18 protein-coding genes are annotated in these 18,360 nt (G+C 32.4%); 3 read left to right on the top strand and 15 right to left on the bottom strand.

Annotated features, from left to right (window positions below; all coding sequences use genetic code 11):
- The first annotated feature begins 13 nt into the window (after positions 1 to 13).
- Positions 14 to 1,807, top strand: coding sequence for a DUF2207 domain-containing protein (locus tag CUL_RS0114345; RefSeq protein ID WP_035143268.1), 1,794 nt, complete (start codon positions 14 to 16; stop codon positions 1,805 to 1,807).
- A gap of 90 nt (positions 1,808 to 1,897) precedes the next feature.
- Here CUL_RS0114345 and fni read toward each other — a convergent pair whose 3' ends face one another.
- The 6 genes from fni to CUL_RS17550 all read right to left on the bottom strand — a co-directional run bounded on the left by fni (position 1,898) and on the right by CUL_RS17550 (position 10,882).
- The gene (fni, locus tag CUL_RS0114340) at positions 1,898 to 2,926 is read right to left on the bottom strand and encodes a type 2 isopentenyl-diphosphate Delta-isomerase (protein WP_005587315.1); all 1,029 of its coding nucleotides are present in this window, start codon (positions 2,924 to 2,926) and stop codon (positions 1,898 to 1,900) included.
- A gap of 12 nt (positions 2,927 to 2,938) precedes the next feature.
- On the bottom strand, positions 2,939 to 3,910 hold the full coding sequence (locus CUL_RS0114335) for an LCP family protein (RefSeq protein ID WP_005587314.1): 972 nt from the start codon (positions 3,908 to 3,910) through the stop codon (positions 2,939 to 2,941).
- 76 nt (positions 3,911 to 3,986) lie between these two features.
- Entirely contained in the window at positions 3,987 to 4,595 is a 609-nt protein-coding gene (locus tag CUL_RS0114330) for a DNA-3-methyladenine glycosylase (protein ID WP_005587313.1), read from the bottom strand.
- A gap of 99 nt (positions 4,596 to 4,694) precedes the next feature.
- Positions 4,695 to 5,267: a DJ-1 family glyoxalase III gene (locus CUL_RS0114325; protein WP_005587312.1), complete on the bottom strand. Its 573-nt coding sequence runs from the start codon at positions 5,265 to 5,267 to the stop codon at positions 4,695 to 4,697.
- 141 nt (positions 5,268 to 5,408) lie between these two features.
- The gene (locus CUL_RS0114320; RefSeq protein ID WP_157752673.1) at positions 5,409 to 6,416 is read right to left on the bottom strand and encodes a hypothetical protein; all 1,008 of its coding nucleotides are present in this window, start codon (positions 6,414 to 6,416) and stop codon (positions 5,409 to 5,411) included.
- Between the two features lie 200 nt (positions 6,417 to 6,616).
- Positions 6,617 to 10,882, bottom strand: a complete 4,266-nt coding sequence (locus CUL_RS17550) for a 2-hydroxyacyl-CoA dehydratase (protein WP_005585354.1) — start codon at positions 10,880 to 10,882, stop codon at positions 6,617 to 6,619.
- Positions 10,883 to 11,173: 291 nt separating this feature from the next.
- Here CUL_RS17550 and CUL_RS18125 point away from each other — a divergent pair, with 291 nt between their 5' ends.
- Both CUL_RS18125 and CUL_RS0114305 read left to right on the top strand, forming a co-directional pair.
- Positions 11,174 to 12,031 carry a CPBP family intramembrane glutamic endopeptidase gene (locus CUL_RS18125; RefSeq protein ID WP_005585355.1) on the top strand — a complete coding sequence of 286 codons (858 nt, stop codon included), beginning with the start codon at positions 11,174 to 11,176 and terminating at the stop codon, positions 12,029 to 12,031.
- A gap of 115 nt (positions 12,032 to 12,146) precedes the next feature.
- Positions 12,147 to 13,631, top strand: coding sequence for a 4Fe-4S binding protein (locus CUL_RS0114305; RefSeq protein ID WP_025642359.1), 1,485 nt, complete (start codon positions 12,147 to 12,149; stop codon positions 13,629 to 13,631).
- Between the two features lie 33 nt (positions 13,632 to 13,664).
- Here the strand turns inward: CUL_RS0114305 and CUL_RS0114300 are convergent, their stop codons facing one another.
- From CUL_RS0114300 to CUL_RS0114260, 9 genes are all read right to left on the bottom strand, one after another.
- Positions 13,665 to 14,393 carry a LysM peptidoglycan-binding domain-containing protein gene (locus CUL_RS0114300; RefSeq protein ID WP_025642357.1) on the bottom strand — a complete coding sequence of 243 codons (729 nt, stop codon included), beginning with the start codon at positions 14,391 to 14,393 and terminating at the stop codon, positions 13,665 to 13,667.
- Between the two features lie 106 nt (positions 14,394 to 14,499).
- Positions 14,500 to 15,042 (bottom strand): LysM peptidoglycan-binding domain-containing protein, encoded by a 543-nt coding sequence (locus CUL_RS0114295; protein WP_005585356.1) that lies wholly within the window; start codon positions 15,040 to 15,042, stop codon positions 14,500 to 14,502.
- A 481-nt stretch (positions 15,043 to 15,523) separates the two neighbouring features.
- A complete protein-coding gene (locus CUL_RS0114290; RefSeq protein WP_005585357.1) occupies positions 15,524 to 15,916 on the bottom strand; it encodes a hypothetical protein in 393 nt (130 codons plus the stop codon).
- 182 nt (positions 15,917 to 16,098) lie between these two features.
- A complete protein-coding gene (locus CUL_RS19005) occupies positions 16,099 to 16,245 on the bottom strand; it encodes a hypothetical protein (RefSeq protein ID WP_157752672.1) in 147 nt (48 codons plus the stop codon).
- Positions 16,232 to 16,384, bottom strand: coding sequence for a hypothetical protein (locus tag CUL_RS19195; RefSeq protein WP_005585360.1), 153 nt, complete (start codon positions 16,382 to 16,384; stop codon positions 16,232 to 16,234). The genes CUL_RS19005 and CUL_RS19195 overlap by 14 nt, the downstream gene beginning before the upstream one ends.
- Positions 16,385 to 16,620: 236 nt before the next feature.
- The gene (locus CUL_RS17540) at positions 16,621 to 16,926 is read right to left on the bottom strand and encodes an N-acetylmuramoyl-L-alanine amidase family protein (RefSeq protein ID WP_025642355.1); all 306 of its coding nucleotides are present in this window, start codon (positions 16,924 to 16,926) and stop codon (positions 16,621 to 16,623) included.
- Positions 16,898 to 17,068 carry a hypothetical protein gene (locus CUL_RS19000; RefSeq protein ID WP_157752671.1) on the bottom strand — a complete coding sequence of 57 codons (171 nt, stop codon included), beginning with the start codon at positions 17,066 to 17,068 and terminating at the stop codon, positions 16,898 to 16,900. Before CUL_RS19000 ends, CUL_RS17540 begins: the two co-directional genes overlap by 29 nt.
- A gap of 37 nt (positions 17,069 to 17,105) precedes the next feature.
- Positions 17,106 to 18,122, bottom strand: a complete 1,017-nt coding sequence (locus tag CUL_RS0114265; RefSeq protein WP_025642353.1) for an ABC transporter permease family protein — start codon at positions 18,120 to 18,122, stop codon at positions 17,106 to 17,108.
- Positions 18,097 to 18,303 carry a hypothetical protein gene (locus tag CUL_RS0114260; RefSeq protein WP_005585367.1) on the bottom strand — a complete coding sequence of 69 codons (207 nt, stop codon included), beginning with the start codon at positions 18,301 to 18,303 and terminating at the stop codon, positions 18,097 to 18,099. Before CUL_RS0114260 ends, CUL_RS0114265 begins: the two co-directional genes overlap by 26 nt.
- Positions 18,304 to 18,360 lie beyond the last annotated feature (57 nt).

The following is an 18,360-nucleotide window of genomic DNA, read 5'->3' as shown; positions in this document are numbered from 1 at the left end:
TTTTTGAAAAGAGGTGATTCCCATTAAAAAATATTTAAAAGTTAGTACTATTATTTTACTTGTACTACTTATATTGATCAATTTCCCTCTAAATGGAAAGGCCGAAGAATCCCTTTCTATAAGTAGGTGGCTAATTGACTCGGAAATTAAAGAAAATGGAGATTTAATGGTTCAAGAAGACATTACCTTTAACTTTAACGATGAGTTTAATGGAGTATATAGAGATATTATTCTAACGGGAACAGAGGGTTTAGAGAATCTTCAAGTATCAGAAATGGTTAAGGGGAAAAAAATACTATATTCCCGCGTTAACGAGGCTAAAAATGGAGATAGCAATGTTTTTATGACTATTAATAACGGGGATAGTGTTAATATCAAAATTTTCTCCCCTTCAAAATATGAAGAAAAAGCCTTCCGACTAAGCTACATTATTAAAAATGTTGCTGTAAAGTATAAGGATACTGGAGAATTATATTATAAATTCCTAGGGAAGGAAAATAGTACGGCTATTGGTTTTTTTGCAGTAAATATTAAATTACCCCAACCTAAAAATGACAAGGTCAAAATATTTGCCCATGGTCCCTCTAATGGAGCTATCCGTTTTAAAGAGGATAATTTAATAAGAATAGAGGTTGAAAATATTTCTAAAAACAACTTTGTGGAAGCTAGAGTATTGTTTCCAACTAATTTCATCCCTAATTCAACTAAAGTGGTTGATAATAACGCATATGACGGTATTATCGAAGAGGAATTATCCTATATAAAGGAAATAGAAGAGAAACAGATTAGGAGGGAAAGAAACAAAAGTTTATTCAATAATTTATCCATTATAATAGCAGGAATAGGAGTTGTGGCTATTGCTTTTATATTCTCTAGATTAAGAAGAGATATAGATATTTATGATACAATAGACCATAATTTGTATCCAGACGACTGTACCCCTGCAGTAGCAACTTATTTAACCAATAGTGGATTAAATACCACCACAATAATGGCCACAATTTTTGACTTAGCTAGGAAAGGCCATTTATCTATAGAAGACAAAGGTGAATATGAAAAGAAAACTAATAATTTCAAATTAGAAAAACTTGAGAAATCTGTTAATTCATTATTAAGCCATGAAAGTTTCTTATTAGATTGGCTATTTAACGAAATCGGCGATACCAAAACTGTAACTACAAAAGATATAGAATATTACGGAAAAAAACATAGGACAGAGTTTGGCAATTCTTATAATACATGGCAGAAAAAGGTAAAGAAAGATGCTAAAAATAAAGGGTTTTATGATGATGATGGTAAAAAACTAGGTGGACTATTAATAGCATTCTATATTATCGCTTTTCCCTTTTCCATAATTGCAATTAATTTTGGAGGATTTTATGGGATAGTCCTATTATTCGTTTCAGTATTTACCTTTATATATGGGATGGTTATAATATTTAGAAAATCCGATTATGGATATATACAGTATAAAAAATGGCAAGATTTTAAAAAGGATTTGAAGTTAAGAGGAGATACATTAAATGTGGAAAATTTGTCTTTTCCATTGGAGTCAGCTTTAATATATGGTCTGGCTTTAAGAGTAAATATCAACACTCTAAAAAAATTTAGAAAATTAATACCCAAAAGCAGTATGCCTAACCATTGGGCCTATTGGTACTATACTACAGGGGCTAGAGGACAAAATTCTTTTGAAAGGAGTTTAAATAAATCCTTCTCTGCTGGTAGCTCATCTACTGGAAGTGGTGGCGGATTCTCTGGAGGTGGCGGTGGCGGCGCTGGCGGTGGTGGTGCTGGTGGGTTTTAACAACTGACAATTGAGATTCTTCGCTGTGGCTCAGAATAACTTTAAACTATTATCCTGAGTGCTAGCGAAGGGTCCAATCATTCATAATTATCACCTGAGCAAATCTTTAAGCTCTCCCTTTACCTTATAAGGGACCTTTTTCAATTCTTGAATATTTTTACTTCCTGTCAATAACATTAAAACCTTCAATTTATAAGTCAAACCTTCCATATATTTGTTAGCCCTTTCCTGTCCACCTTCTATTACTTCTCTCAGTATTCGACCACCTATTCCTACCACATTAGCTCCTAGGATTAAGGATTTCAATATATCTAAACTAGTCCTTATACCGCCACTAGATATTAAAGTCAAATCCTCCGATATGCTCCTACATTGGATTAGACTAAGGGCCGTTGGAATCCCCCAAGAATAGATATCTCTAAAATCTATTTCATCGTCCCTTCTATCCTCTATCTCTATAAAGTTGGTGCCTCCCTTACCCGATACATCTATATACCTTACTCCTACGTCATATAGTCTCTGAGCTACTTCCTTTGATATACCAAAACCTACTTCTTTAACTATAACTGGCCTTTCCACATTGGATACAATATCTTCAATATTTTTTAAAACTCCTTTAAATTCCCTGTCCCCTTCTTTCATCACCAGCTCCTGGGCAGGATTTAAATGAAGCTGAATTCCATCTGCTTTTATTAAATCTATGGCAAATTTCACATCTTCTAAAGAAGCATGCCCACTTAAATTAGCAATTACTACTCCCTCTTCTCCTACCCTTTCCCTTACTACCTTAAAAGAATTATGGCTTCCCCTATCCCTTAAAGCTATAGTCTGGGAACCTACCGCCATAGGAATCCTATGATTTTTTGCTATTTCTGACAAACCTCTATTTATTTCCCAGGAAAATTCTGTTCCTCCTGTCATAGCATTTATCATTATAGGGTATTCAATGATTTTCCCTAAAAACTCTGTTCTCCCATCTATTTCGTCTAAGTTTAGCTCTGGTAATGAATTATGCTCCACATATATATCCTTAAAAAGGGTATCACTTTCAAAGGTGGATTTTAAATAATATTCAATATGCTCTTTTTTCCTATCCTTTCTGATTATATCTTTTCCCATGAAAACCTCCTTCTATTTATCTAATAAGAAATTTTCAAACATCTCTTCAATTATTTGTTTCGTTCCTTCTTCATCATAAATGAAATAAGAGATACCTCCTATATATTCACCTACTCCAGGTATTATAGCAGTTTTCATATTTTCTAAATCTATTTTATTTGCAGTTCCAATACCTTTTAATATTACATTCATAGGTATATTAGTATCTACATAATCATAATAAGTTTTTATCATCTTGGGTAATCTTGTAATATTTTTAGGCTTTAAAGTTTGTTTTATGAATTCTTTCATAAATAATTTTTGATTTTCTACTCTACCTAAATCTCCCTCTTTCTTAGGCCTGTACCTTAAAAATCTTATTGAATCATCGCCATCTAAGGTTTGTAGTCCTGGTTGAAAATCAATTAACAATGGTGGCTTGTCTGTTGGATCACTATAATACATTCTTTTAGGTATATCTATTTTCACTCCACCGATAGCATCTACTATTTCCCTTACCGCCAAATAGTCCACCGTTACATAGTATTCCAAATTTATATTCAAAAAATCCTTTACCGTCTTCATAGCTAAATAAGGCCCACCATAAGAGTGGGCATGAGTTATCTTTTCCTTTTCCTTCCTACCTCTTATATTAACCCTAGAATCCCTAGGAATGGATAACATAGTAATATCACCAGTCTCAAAATTATACTTACAAAGGATCATTGTGTCTGTTCGCTTTCCTGTAGGTTTATGTCTATCCTCTCCTTCTATTTTCTTCTCCTTTACCTTTGCTACACCGCCAGTACCATCTTGGTCATCTATACCCATTAATAGAAATAATATTTCACCTTTATCCTTCAATATTTTTTCTGCTTCTAGATCATCTTCTTCCCATTGATTAGCAATGGAATCCTTATTCAATATGTAATGACCTGTTGTAGCAAATAAAGCAGAAAATCCAACTAAAGCTATTAAAAATGTAACCCAGAACTTTTTCTTCATCATAAACCCTCCCATACATGGCAACCTATATTTCAAATAATACTAAATATATGAATATTTTGCAATCTAAATAAGGTTACAATTTGGATACATATGGGTTTCCTTCTATGTAAAATCTATAGGGATAATCTTTAGCTTCTTCTGCATAGTCTATACCAATTCTTTTAGTTTCTACTATATTAAACATTTCTTTATTACCATGTTCTAAGTATAATCTGTCTCCACAGAGGTTTATCTTATCCAATCTTTTATCTATATTGAAAGCCATAGAAAGCTTTCCAGGACCATTTGTTAAATTTTTCTTCTCATATTTGCTCAATTCTTCATAGGGTTTTCCATATCTAAGCAAAGCCATTATATCTATATTCTCTATAGGTTCTATGGCTCTTATTAGAACTGCTTCTGGAATACCTTCTTTTACTGTTACTATATTAAAACAATAATACATTCCATAAATAAGATATACATAAGCTGTGCCAGGAAGCCCGTACATAGTTTCTACCCTTTTAGTTATCCTGCCACCATAGGAATGGGCTGCCTTATCCCTAAGCCCTAGATAAGCTTCAGTTTCCACTATCATTCCTTTTAATTTATTCCCTTCTATATGGTGGACTAGTGTTTTACCTAAAAGCTCCTTTGCTACCGTTATTGTATCTCTACTATAGAAATTCCTATTTAGTTTCATCTTTCCACTCCTTTAGACTTAATTCTTAGTCTATATTATATACCTAAAAAGAAAAAATAGGCGAAAATCGCCTATTTTTATTAGTATTAAGGAGAAATCTTATTTAGAAATATTCTCTTCTACCATATCTAATAGTATATCTTTTCGTAACTCCTGTTCCTTTTCCTTTCCTACTAGATTTTCCACTAATTTTAACGCAAAATAAACCGCCACAGCAGGGCCCCTAGCTGTTATAATATTTCCATCTTGGACTACTAAATCTTCGCTATATTTACTTTCCTTTAAATCCTTATCAAACCCTGGATAGGAAGTAACCCCTTTCCCCGTTATTATTCCAGCCTTTTGTAATACTATTGGCCCTGCACATATAGCTGCTATTAGCTTTTTTTCTTCATTGAACTCCTGTACTAATTGGATGACTCTACCATTGTCTCTAAGGTTGGTAGCCCCTGGCAATCCTCCCGGTATAACTAATCCATCATAATTCTTTATGCTATCTATTTCATCTATTTGTTTGTCCGCTTCCACAATTATTCTATGAGCCCCCTGTATCCTTTTTTCTCCTATAGAACAAGTGTCTACTATTATGTCCATTCTCCGTAAATAATCCACTGTTGTTAGAGCTTCTACCTCTTCAAAGCCTTCTGCTAATAATAGTAATACCTTCTTCATCTAAAATACCTCCTTATAAATATACTCATATATATTATATACCATTGAAGGGGAGTTTAAAAACTTAAGCCATTGAAAAGATAAAAAATAAGGCCTAGTTCTGCAAATTATACTGGGGGTAGAACTAGGCCCATGGTGGGCTTATTTTTGCTCTTCTATTGTAGCAATGGCTTCGCTATGAAGCTCTGTTACTTTAGATAGCACATTCTCATCTATTATATTTTGGTTTTCACCTATAATATCTATATATTTAGAAACTACTTTAGATGTTACAGTTTCATCCATATCCTTTACTTTTTTATAGCTTGATAGAATCTCGTCTTTTATTTTTTTACTCTCAAAATCATATATAGGAGTATTGCTTGAACCTTCTAAATAGAATTTTAGATATACTCCATAGAGTCTTAGAATTTCCTCATATTTTATGCTATCTGGATATTTTAGGATATAGTTTTCCGTTTTAATAAGCCTTTCTGCTAACTGGTCGAAGGAAATGACTATCCCTGCATCCAATATGGTAGGCATATTAGAATCCATAGATTTTATATCTATATACTCCTTCATTTCCTCGGATAGATAATCATTATAAACCTTCAGTTCTTCATAATCTATAATTGGATAGAAAGCTCCTTCCATATTGATAAGCCTATATTTACCTTGTATTAGCTTCTTAACCAGTTCATTCAAATTGCCATTTTTTATCTCTTCTATCTTGGTTTCGTCAAAGAATAAGAGGTTTTCAATTTTATTTTCCATTTCATCTCTTCCAGTTTGACCTATTTCAGAAAGACTTAATAATTCCATTTGATGTTCCTCCATGAACAGTTGATCCGTATATCTTTCTATATATCCTTCTTGGACTTCTTCTAAATCCTTTATCATTTCCGTAGCGTATTCTATTTTTACTTTTTCAATATTTTCATCTATAAATTTTACCAGTGTAAAAGGTTCGTTATCGCTTTTTACCATGGTTTTGAAATCCTTCATTATCGTTTCTTCATCATTTTCCACTATATCCTCTGTTGTTTGTTCTACCTTATCTGCAGGTTCTCCATTGTTTTCATCTACATCCTTTCCCCTACATGCTACAATAGAAGTAAATAATAGGATACTGATAAGCAACATAAAAACTGTAGTTCTTTTCTTCATAATCCTTACCTCTTTCAATAATTTTGTTATTCCTATTATATCCATTAATCCAAATTTAATATGGATTACTATATTTAATATACCAATTATATACATAAAAGTCGTTACAAACGGGTTACAATATATTTACTATTAAAAGTTAAGAGCCTTCCTTTGATTCAGGTGACAGATTATCACCGAACTGGGGAAGGCCTTTCCTCTTAACTTTCTATATTATAGGCTTTTGATTCATATTCCTTTCTTTCTTCCACATTATCGTGAGCAGTTGAAAGCATTAATTTAATCCTATTTAACTGATTTACTTCACTGGCTCCTGGGTCATAATCTATGGCAACTATATTAGCTTGAGGATATATATCCCTAATGGCTTTTATTACCCCTTTACCTGTTATGTGATTTGGTAAACAGCCAAAAGGCTGAGTACAAACTATGTTTTCTGCACCAGTTTGGATTAATTCTAACATCTCTGCAGTAAGTAGCCAACCTTCTCCATATTGATTCCCTATGGAAACCAACCTTTCCGCTTCCTTCACCAGCTCTTTTACTGTTAACGGCGCATGGAATCTATTAGAATTTCTCAAGGCTTCCCTTATAGGTTTCCTATAGTATTCTATATATTTTATAGCTATATCGCCACCTATCTTAGGTAATAACCCCTTTGACAAATATTTATATTTATAAGTTGCATTGTAGCAACAGTATAGCAGAAAATCTGTTAGATCCGGTACTACCACTTCTGCTCCCTCAGATTCCAATAAATTCACTAAATTATTGTTGGCCATTGGATGATATTTTACTAGTATTTCTCCAACTACTCCTACTTTTGGTTTAACTAAATCTTCATCTATTTCCAATTCATCAAAATCCTTTACCATCTGATGAACATTCCCTATATATTCTTTTTTATCTCCTATTTTGACTGCCTCAGAACATTTTTCAATCCAGTGTTCAGCCAATAGATTTGCAGAGCCCTTTATCTTTTCATAGGGTCTTACCCTATATAATAATCTCATGATAAGGTCTCCGTACAGTGTAGCCATTACCCCTTTTCTACCCATCTCTAAAGAATAGGTAAACCCTGGATTGGTTTCAATACCTTGGGCCGATACTGCAATTACAGGAACATTTCCAAAACCAGCATCCTTTAATGCCTTTCGTATGAAACCAATATAATTGGAAGCTCTACAAACTCCGCCAGTTTGACTCATTAAAAGGGATACATTGTTTAAATCATATTTTCCAGATTTTAATGCAGCTATATACTGACCTACAGTTATTATAGAAGGATAGCAAGCATCATTATTTACATATTTTAATCCCTCATCAATAGCTTTTAAATCCATTGCAGGCAAAAACTCTATATTATACCCACAGGTGTTTAATGCTTCCTGCAATATTTTAAAATGTATAGGCGCCATTTGAGGGGTTAAAATAGTGTGATTTTCCCTCATCTCTTTAGTAAATACTATTTTTTCTATCGGTTTATATTTGTTCTCTATAGTAAAGCCACTCTTATCCCTTTCTGCCAATGCGGCATAAAGGGATCTTACCCTAATTTTAGCAGCACCTAAATTGCTAACTTCATCAATTTTTAATACTGTATATATTTTTCCATGACCATGGAGTATTTCTTCTACTTGATCTGTTGTGACTGCATCTAACCCACAACCAAAGGAGTTTAGCTGTATAAGCTCTAAATTCTCCTGAGTGGCTATGAAGGAAGCTGCTCTATATAATCTAGAATGATATACCCATTGGTCTAATACCCGCAAAGGTCTTTCTGGTTTTGCCAAATGGGCTATAGAATCTTCCGTCAAAACAGCCATCCCTAAGGAAGTAATCAATTCCGGTATACCATGATTGATTTCTGGATCTATATGGTAAGGTCTGCCTGCCAATACTATTCCCTTTATTCCTTCTTCTTCCATGATTTTTAAAGTTTCTTCACCTTTTTTCTCTATATCACCCTTATAAGCCATCAATTCATTCCAAGCTTTATCTACAGCCCTTTTAATCTCTCTATAGGGTATATCAAAATCCTTTAATTCATCTTTTAGTCTTTTTTTCAATCCACCTTTATCATCAAAGGATATAAATGGATTCAAAAATAATATATCTTCATGCATTACCTCATCTACATTATGCTTTATTACCTCTGAATATCCTATTACCACCGGACAGTTCACATGGTTATCTACCTTATCATCTTCTTTACGTTCATAAAATACTGCAGGATAAAATATAAAATCTACACCCTTATCTATTAAATCCATTATATGACCATGGGATATCTTAGCTGGATAACAGGCAGTTTCACTTGGTATAGAACTTATTCCTTTCTCATATACTTCCCTATTGGATTCGGTAGACAGTACAACCCTGAAACTTAAATCCGTAAAGAAAGTATGCCAGAAAGGATAGTTCTCATACATATTTAAAACTCTTGGAATTCCTACTGTGCCTCGCTTTGCTTCCCCTTTAGACAAAGGCTCATAGTCAAAGGTTCTATTATATTTGTATTCATAAAGATTTGGAATCTTTTTAGTCCCCTTTTCTATTCCCGCTCCCTTTTCACATCTATTTCCTGTAATATATCTTTTACCATCAGAAAAGATATTTATAGTTAAAGCACAATTGTTCCCACATCTTCCACAATTTGCTCTTTTGGTCTTATAGGTAAAATTATCTAGTTTATCTTTTAGCAATATATTAGACTCCATTCCTTCTTCATATCTTTCCTTAGCTATTAAAGCAGCTCCTAAAGCACCCATAAGTCCAGGTATGTCTGGCCTTACTACCTTTCTATTAGATACCAATTCAAAGGATCGTAAAATTGCATCCCCATAAAAGGTCCCACCCTGAACTACTATATTTTCTCCTAATTCTTGTGGATCCCTTACCTTAATTACCTTTTGAATTGCATTTTTTATTACTGAATAGGATAGACCTGCTGCAATATCCCCAACGGTAGCTCCTTCTTTTTGAGCCTGCTTTACCTTGGAATTCATAAATACAGTACAACGGGATCCTAAATCTACAGGATTTTCAGCCAATAGTCCTTCATTTAAAAAATCCTCTACGGACATGTTTAACGAATGAGCAAAAGTCTCTAAGAAGGAACCACAGCCTGAGGAACAGGCTTCATTTAAAAGTATGCTATCTATGACCCCGTCCTTTATTCTCATACATTTCATATCCTGGCCGCCAATGTCTAGGATAAAATCCACATTGTGTTGGAAAAAGAGGGCTGCTTTATAATGGGCCATGGTTTCAACTTCCCCTATATCTATACCTAATGCAGCTTTAATAAATTCTTCTCCATAGCCAGTAACGGTAGAATAAGTAATCTTCTCTCCTTCTGGAAGTTTATCATATATTTCTTTTAGAATTTCAATGGTCAAATCTAAAGGTTTCCCCTTATTATTGCCATAATAAGAATAAAGTATATTATTATCTTCATCTATAAGGATAGCTTTGGTAGTAGTAGAACCTGCGTCAATTCCAAGATAGCAATTTCCACCATGTCTATTAATATCCTTATATTTCATTTTATGGGTTACATGTTCTTCCCTAAATATCTTTAATTCCTTTTCATCTACAAATAGAGGTCTTATATTTCTAATCTCTGACTCAATAGCTACTTCCGAATCTAAAGATCTGTTTTTTAATTCTTCAAAACTAATGGTTTTCTCTTCCTTAGAAGCAACGGCTGCTCCTATAGCCACAAATAGTTGGGAATTATCTGGAAATATTATTTCATCTTCAGATAGTTTTAATGTTTCCACATATCTTTTTCTCAATTCGGGCAAAAAGTGTAATGGCCCTCCCAAAAAAGCAACCTTTCCCCTAATAGGTCTACCGCAGGCAAGGTTAGATATGGTTTGGTTAACTACAGATTGAAATACTGAAGCTGCTATATCTTCTTTTGAGACCCCTTGGTTAATCAAGGCTTGAATATCGGTTTTTGCAAATACTCCACATCTAGAAGCAATAGAGTATATGGTTTTATGGTTTTCTGCCAATTCATTTAATCCTTCTGCATCGGTTTCAATTAAAGATGCCATCTGGTCTATAAAGGCACCAGTCCCACCAGCACAGATGCTATTCATCCTCTGTTCAACATTTCCATCTAAGTAAGTAATCTTTGCATCCTCACCACCTAGTTCAATGGCTACATCCGTTTCTGGAATAAATTTTCTAATACCAGTAGTAGAAGCTACTACTTCCTGAATAAAAGGAATGCCTAACCACTTGTGAACAGAAAGTCCACCTGAACCCGTTACCATAATGGTTACAACTTCATTTTTAAATCTTTTATAAGCATCTAATATAACATCCTTTACACTATTCCTAACATCAGAATAATGTCTTCTATAGGTACTATATACAATATCATAAGATGAGTTTAATACCACTAACTTAACCGTAGTGGAACCCACATCTAAACCTAAACGTAAATTTATCATATCTTCGCAGTTAACTGCTTTACCCCCTTATCTATAATATGCACAGCAGCAACAACTATATTTATATAACTATATTAGATTAAATGAATTATAGCATAGTTAATTATCAATTACAAATATTGTTAATCTCTTGTTAAAACCTGTATATTGACTGAAAACCTAATGCCTTTGTTAATACTAGCTATAGGAACATTATCTCTCTTTTAAGTATATTATACTACATATTTCTTTTAGTTGGAGAATAAGTAAACTTCATGTATAATAATATTATAAGACTTAAAGGAGATGCTTATGGAAGGTAAAGTATTAAAACAGGAACGTACAATATATAAAGTGAATCTTTTCTATCTATTGGTAATCATATGGTCTATAATAGTACAGTTTTTACCTATACCTTTTAATGCCTATCAATATGTGACCTTTTTGTTACCCATTAGTATATATTTGTTCATTAATAGACAAGATGCAGAAAGAATTTTAAAACCCAACATATTAAATTTCGAAAGCACCATAATCATTTTTATTATTTGGTTTTGTACATTACCCATTATGATTTCTATTGTTACTCTATATACTAAACTATTTGGAAATGCATTAGCAGATATTATAGCTGAAAATTCCCATGATACTTTCATAGGAAACCTTTTATTTACCGCTGTAACTCCAGCTATATTTGAAGAAATGCTTATGAGGGGTATTATATTAGATGGATATAGGAATAAGAGTAATTTTGTTGCTGCTTTAATGAATGGATTATTGTTTGGAATGCTTCATTTAAACTCCTTCCAGTTCTTCCACACCTTTATAGCTGGTTTCATAGCATCTTATTTAGTGTTTGCTACAGGTTCCATATACGCTGGAATGATAATTCACTTCATAAACAATGGATTTCCCATATTTATGGATTATTTGTTTCCACCAGACCCCGATGTAGGCTATGCATCTAGCCCAAACTTTATCAACTGTTTTGTATCAGTAACCTTTTCGATTGTTGCCATATATATGCTTATACGTTTTTTAGCCAAAGTAAATGATATAGACCTTAGTAATGAAAAGGATACATCGGATGAGAAAATTTTTAATTGCCCCTTAATAATAAGTATTATTTTGTTCATCCTTTTCAGTATACTCTTAGTAATTCTACTATAAATAAGACTCCCAGCCGGGAGTTTTTTGTTTTTATTTCACTTTACAAATCTTATTTTAACAGTTATAATACCCATATACCCCCTGGTGGTATATTACATTACATAGGAGGTTTCAAATGGATAATTATTATATTAAAACCAATCGAACTTTTACCAATATTAGAAAATACGCTTGGCTATTTACCCTATTAGTGGCTATTGGTGGTCTATGGCAACCGAAATTAGGATTATTAGTTATTTTTATCATGGCTGGTTTAACCATTACTTCATTTTTTTCAGGCAGATATTGGTGCGGAAATTTTTGCCCCCATGGTTCTCTGTTCGATAGGATAGCCATGCCTATAAGTTTAAACAAAAAAATCCCCACAATTTTAAAATCAAAATTTTTAGTTATAGGATTTTTTATATTCTTTATGTATAATTTCTCAAAAAAGGTAATTAAAGCATCAAATTTTTGGGGCACCTATGATTTTTTAGATAAATTAGGCTTTGTTTTCGTTACTACTTATTTGATGGTTTTAATAACAGGTGGATTATTTGCTATATTTTTAAACCCAAGGACTTGGTGTCAATTTTGTCCTATGGGTACTATCCAAAAATTATCTCATAAACTAGGTAGGAGCATTGGTATAACTAAAACAACTGAAAAAAAAGTTACCATAGAATCTTTAGACAAATGCCATGCCTGTGGAAAATGTTCTAGAGTTTGTCCTTTCCAATTGACTCCTTATTTAGGGTTTTCGTCAAATAATCAGTTGGAGGATATTAACTGTATTAAATGTGCCACCTGTGTTGAAAACTGTCCAGCAAATATCTTATCTTTAAGAACAGAAAAAGAAGCTGCTAATTTAATGAAGGACATCTCAATTAAAGGATATGAAAATCGGCAAGAGATAAAAGCAAAGATTATAGATATTAAAAATTTAACTAAAGATGTGAAAGAATTCACCTTTTCCTTTATATCTCCTGGAAAGATAGATTGTAAGGCGGGCCAATTTATTTTAATAAAAATACAAGATGAACCAAAAGCCTTTAGGGCGTATTCTATCTCCTCTTTTAACAAAAATAGTACTACGTTAAGTGTTATTATAAAAAAGGTAGAAAAAGGATATGGAACTAATATTATATTTAATGATTTTAAGGTAGGGGATATAATTGAATTAGAAGGCCCTATGGGTGATGAGTTAGTAATAGATGATTCTGCTGAGAAAATATTATTTATTGGAAATGGAATAGGGGTTACCCCATTTATCGGTTTAACTAAAGAAGTCTTAACAAATAATCCTTCAGTAAAAGATGTAAAGCTTTTAGATGGTCAAAGATACGAGAATGAATTTCTATATAGGGATTATTTCGAATCCTTAGATAAAGAAGAAGATAGATTCCAATATATTCCCGTTGTGTCTCAAGATAAAAACAGTTGTATTAGGAAAGGTTATGTCACCCATATGCTAAAAGATATGGATTTAGAAGGATATAAGGTTTATATTTGTGGTTCTAAAAATATGGTTATAGATAGCTACAATATTTTATTAGATAAAGGGGTTAAAAAAGAAAATATATTCTATGAAAGTGAAGAAAGAATTTCAATAAAGAATTAAAAAGCCCAAATTCTTGGGCTTTTTTAAATCCTTTTAGAAACAAAATACAACACATCTTCTAGGTATGCATATTACCTGACCTATTCGCAGATTATTTGGGTCGATTCCTGGGTTGGCATTTATTATTGCTTGGACTGATACATTAAACCGTTGGCTAATAGCAAATAGGGTATCTCCTGGCCTTATAGTATAATAGAATCCATTTGGACATGGTGGCAATGGTGGTGCCATTTGCGGTATACATATTACTTGACCTATTTGTAGATTGTTTGGATCGATTCCTGGGTTGGCATTTATTATCGCTTGAACTGATACGCCAAACCGTTGGCTAAGTGCAAATAGGGTATCTCCTGGTCTTATGGTATATAGGAATCCATTTGGACACGGAGGTACTGGTGGTGCCATTTGTGGTATACATATTACTTGACCTATTTGTAGATTGTTTGGATCGATTCCTGGATTGGCATTTATTATCGCTTGAACTGATACGCCAAACCGTTGGCTAAGTGCAAATAGGGTATCTCCTGGTCTTATAGTGTATAGGAATCCATTTGGACACGGAGGTGTTGGCATCATTCCTGGTATACATATTATTTGCCCTATTTGAAGATTTTCTGGTTCAATCCCCGGGTTTATAGCTATAATGGCTTCTACTGTGGTATTAAATCTACGTGCTAATGCAAACAATGTATCTCCTGACCTTATAGTGTAGGCAAAACTTCCAGCAGGACATCGTTGTTCTATTTCATGATTTTCTTTCATACTAACCACCTTTCTTTCATATAGTTATTTGCAATATATAATATGCAGATAAGATGGTAGATGTTAATGATTTAAATAAAAGAAAAAGGAGCTAAGCTCCCTTTTCTTAGAAAGTTGGTATACATATTACTTGGCCTATTTGAAGTCTATTTGGATCTACTCCTGGGTTTGCCCTTATTATAGCGTCTACACTAACCCCAAATTGTTGACTAAGTCTAAAGAACGTGTCTCCCGCCCTTACTACATAAAGGAAGCCATTGGGACATGGTGGAGTTGGAGTTACTGCACTTGGTATACATATCATTTGCCCTATTTGAAGTCTGTTTGGATCTACCCCTGGATTTGCTCTAATTATTGCATCTACACTAACCCCAAATTGTTGACTGAGTCTAAAGAATGTATCCCCTGGCCTTATAGTATATAGGAACCCATTTGGGCATGGTGGTGCTGGAGGAGCCATAACTCCTGGTATACATATTCTTTGCCCTATTTGAAGTCTATTTGGGTCAACCCCTGGATTTATTCTCATTATAGCCTCAACTGTAGTATTGAACCTACGAGCTAATAAAAAGAAGGTATCCCCTGATCTTATAGTATAAGCAAAGCTCCCAGAAGGGCAGGCTTGCATTGTTTCATGACGATTATCCATATTAATCACCTTTCTTCATATTTTCTTATGCAATATATAATATGCTAAAAAGGTGCAGGCTGTGAAAGTTATTCCCCCTCTAATACCCTATAAGAATTCCTTCTTCTCCACAGGCGGGGTCGGATTAAAAACTAGGTTTTTTATAGGCTTTATTGCTATTTTCTATGATTATAGATATAATTTTAGAGAGAACTAGTTTATTGATTAGTTCTCTCTAAGGTTGTTGTTTACCATATTCAATAAAATGATTCTTTATCTTATCAATTTTATTCATCTTTACACCTCAATGTCCACTTTCGTTTTTGTAAGCGGTCTTTTAAGTGCATATTATCATAATATTACTTTAAATAACCTTAATTAACTAAATTTCAATAAAAATTTCACTTGAAATCTGGAAATCTTTCTAAAAATACCACATTGGCCTTTAATAGATTCTGGTAATACTCCTCAGCAGATAGTATTGTCCCCTAAAATGCCTAATTCATAGGTGTAGATAAGAAAATCGTCTGGTGATAATTGCTGTAATAGTAAGTATGTTTTCCCTCAGGGCTGCAATACTCTTTATCAATCCTGGTTCAGTGACAATAAATCTTTCCCTAAGGGAGGATGTTCCTAATATAGCATTTTTGTCTGCCTTGATAATTAAACAATTATGACCATCAATAAAATAGAAATTGCCTAGATCATCATAAGCCATCATATATGCTGTGAATCCCTTCTCTTCAAAACCAAAATCATAAATTTTCAATAGCACACTCTCTGGAGAATATTCATATACCCCATTAGATAATTCTAGTAAGTGGATGGACCCAAATATATGGCTAGGTTCCCCGTTGCCGTTAGTATCCTGTATTGCGTATGGTACTATGTCCATTGCAACCACTTCACAATAATATTATTAATAAGAGTGAAGGTATTCTTTTTTTCATATTTTTTCTTCCTACTTTCATATATTTTGTATTGGGTCTTTCTACTGATATCTCCTAAAATATAAGTTACTCCCGATTCCCAATAGCTTACGAATATGTAACGAAAAGTTTTTGCTAATTATCTATTTCATTTATAATAATCTTCCTTACTTATACCTTCAGAATGATGGATAAATCTTAGAAATCCAGAGTATCCGAGCTCTTTTATCAATGCCCTAGAACCTTTTTCCATTATTTCTTTATCTATATATTTAACTCTTTCATTCGATAACATTAATATACATCTCCTTCCTAAGAAAATCTATAGGATTATATAATCTAATATCCCCAATGATATCTTCTAATTTATCATTATTTTTTTCTATTGTTTTTATAAACTCATCATCACATGTAATAAATATACTCCATGTCATATATTAACAACTCTATTAATATAATATATATCCACGTAAAAGGAGAGTCCTTTATGGGAAAAAGATTAAGAAGGTAAATAAACTAGCTTATTTAGGTTTATTAGGATTCTTAAGTATACTACTGGTATTATATTCAAAAAACCCTAAATGGCTGGGTTTGTGTGGATTCTTTGGTTTTTTAGGCTATTTCAATGTAGAGAAAAACTAGTTATGGAAAACAGTAGGACTAGCCTAGGCTAGTCCTTTAAATTCAAGCTAAAATATTCTTCTAATCCATCTATTATTGAATCTACCATCTTATTCTGATAATCATCTGTCAGTATAAGTTTTTCTTCATTTTCATTAGATAAAAACCCACATTCAATTATTATAGCTGGCATCTTTGTCTGATTCAGTACAATTAAATCTTCTCTTTCTATTATTCCTTTATCATTAGCACCAGTTCCATTAATCAGGGAATTCATCATAATTTGTGCCAATTCATTATTATTTAAATCACCAATAGTACTTTCTCTATTTGGGTAATAAAGTACCTGAATCATTCCCTCCATGCCCAGCATCTATTACTATGACCTTTTCTAAAGATTTAAAGTTAAAGCCTATAAAAGGAATCTTCTTCATAATAATCAATATAACTAAAGCTAATAATATGGCTAAAAATACTCGTTTAGTTTTTTTAAACAACAGCTGTCCCCCCTTATATTGATCAGCATTACATAAACTACCCTTCTATAATTTCTTTTTTATACTTATTGTACATCTTTGATATAGAAATATATATTATAAAAATATATCCTACAATAACTAAAATAAATAGATAGTTTAAGTTTAATAAAAAATCTATTGGTCTAAATATCGTAAATATTTTAGACATTATATAGGTAACAGCTAATACTATAAAAGGCATTGAGAAAATAAAGCTAAATAAAATTTTCCTTTTCTCTTGTTCTAGTATACTTTCTAATAATTTTTTGTCCATTCCTATGGATTTATATAATAAAAATTCATCTTTTCTCTTTAGAAATAGGTTATAGAATGAGAAATAGGAATTTGAAAATCCAATTACTACAAAAAACATACTTAAGAAAATTGCCAATACACTTCCTATTATATTTCTTTTCTTGACTAAGTTTTTCTCATCTATTTTAGATTCTAAAAAATAGTCATCTACCTTAAAATACTCCATTGACGTATTATTAATACTCTCCTGAATTTCCTCAATATTATCAGTTTTAACTGAAATATATTCATATTGGTCTAAATCTGCTATTCTTAAAAAGTTATGGAAAAGTTCTATATACTGAGATTTGGGCATGTATACATTTAAACAATGTTTCATAACAGTATAATCAAATAGGGGGGTATCTATTTTATCCTCTACGTTTAAAGTAAATTCATGTCCCCTAGTTCTTGTACCTTCAATTTCTATAAAGTTTTCATATTCTGAAAGAGATAATTCATTTACATCATCTTTTAAAAATTTTATATCTTTCATATCTGATACTGGAATATCAAAATCATCCCCCATAGTATTTAAAAGAATCACTTTATTTCCAACACAATCATCTGGGTTCAACCCTCTTTCTAAAGCCAATTCTTTAAACTTTTCATCTTCTATACCAAATATTTCTACCCTCATGTTATCAAAAGACCCTATTTTTTCTTCTAAGCTACTTAAACTACCTGTGTTCTTATATTTATTTGAAACCATATTAGGAGCAAAATCTAAAAAATACAATTTCTTTTCTAAAATTTACTAAATCCTCTATTTCCAACTCTTTAATTTCTTTTATAAAATCTTCATCTAATGGCTTTAAAGTTGCATATTCACCTTGAATATCAAAGGTTTCATATTTATTTATACGATTATATTTCTTATCCATAGAATAGTAAGTAATGGCCGCCATTATAAATACCATTAATAAAAAACCTATTTTTAAAGTTATACCTGTAAATCTAAAATCATATTTACTATT

The organism is [Clostridium] ultunense DSM 10521 (assembly GCF_000511955.1).
Taxonomy (GTDB): domain Bacteria; phylum Bacillota; class Clostridia; order Tissierellales; family Tepidimicrobiaceae; genus Schnuerera; species Schnuerera ultunensis.
Note: the sequence above shows the minus strand (reverse complement) of the source record. Positions and strands in the feature narration are given on the sequence as shown.

What these genes read in the sequence shown, in the direction of transcription:
- CUL_RS17540 (WP_025642355.1), bottom strand. Translation starts at nt 16,926, where the DNA reads ATGATTCAGGTACTTTATTACCCAAATAGAGAAAGTACTATTGGTGAT.
- CUL_RS0114295 (WP_005585356.1), bottom strand. Translation starts at nt 15,042, where the DNA reads ATGGATAATCGTCATGAAACAATGCAAGCCTGCCCTTCTGGGAGCTTT.
- CUL_RS0114330 (WP_005587313.1), bottom strand. Translation starts at nt 4,595, where the DNA reads ATGAAACTAAATAGGAATTTCTATAGTAGAGATACAATAACGGTAGCA.
- CUL_RS0114325 (WP_005587312.1), bottom strand. Translation starts at nt 5,267, where the DNA reads ATGAAGAAGGTATTACTATTATTAGCAGAAGGCTTTGAAGAGGTAGAA.
- CUL_RS0114320 (WP_157752673.1), bottom strand. Translation starts at nt 6,416, where the DNA reads ATGAAGAAAAGAACTACAGTTTTTATGTTGCTTATCAGTATCCTATTA.
- CUL_RS19005 (WP_157752672.1), bottom strand. Translation starts at nt 16,245, where the DNA reads ATGTTATCGAATGAAAGAGTTAAATATATAGATAAAGAAATAATGGAA.
- CUL_RS19195 (WP_005585360.1), bottom strand. Translation starts at nt 16,384, where the DNA reads ATGACATGGAGTATATTTATTACATGTGATGATGAGTTTATAAAAACA.
- CUL_RS0114335 (WP_005587314.1), bottom strand. Translation starts at nt 3,910, where the DNA reads ATGAAGAAAAAGTTCTGGGTTACATTTTTAATAGCTTTAGTTGGATTT.
- CUL_RS0114290 (WP_005585357.1), bottom strand. Translation starts at nt 15,916, where the DNA reads ATGGACATAGTACCATACGCAATACAGGATACTAACGGCAACGGGGAA.
- CUL_RS0114260 (WP_005585367.1), bottom strand. Translation starts at nt 18,303, where the DNA reads ATGGTATTTATAATGGCGGCCATTACTTACTATTCTATGGATAAGAAA.
- fni (WP_005587315.1), bottom strand. Translation starts at nt 2,926, where the DNA reads ATGGGAAAAGATATAATCAGAAAGGATAGGAAAAAAGAGCATATTGAA.
- CUL_RS18125 (WP_005585355.1), top strand. Translation starts at nt 11,174, where the DNA reads ATGGAAGGTAAAGTATTAAAACAGGAACGTACAATATATAAAGTGAAT.
- CUL_RS17550 (WP_005585354.1), bottom strand. Translation starts at nt 10,882, where the DNA reads ATGATAAATTTACGTTTAGGTTTAGATGTGGGTTCCACTACGGTTAAG.
- CUL_RS0114305 (WP_025642359.1), top strand. Translation starts at nt 12,147, where the DNA reads ATGGATAATTATTATATTAAAACCAATCGAACTTTTACCAATATTAGA.
- CUL_RS0114300 (WP_025642357.1), bottom strand. Translation starts at nt 14,393, where the DNA reads ATGAAAGAAAATCATGAAATAGAACAACGATGTCCTGCTGGAAGTTTT.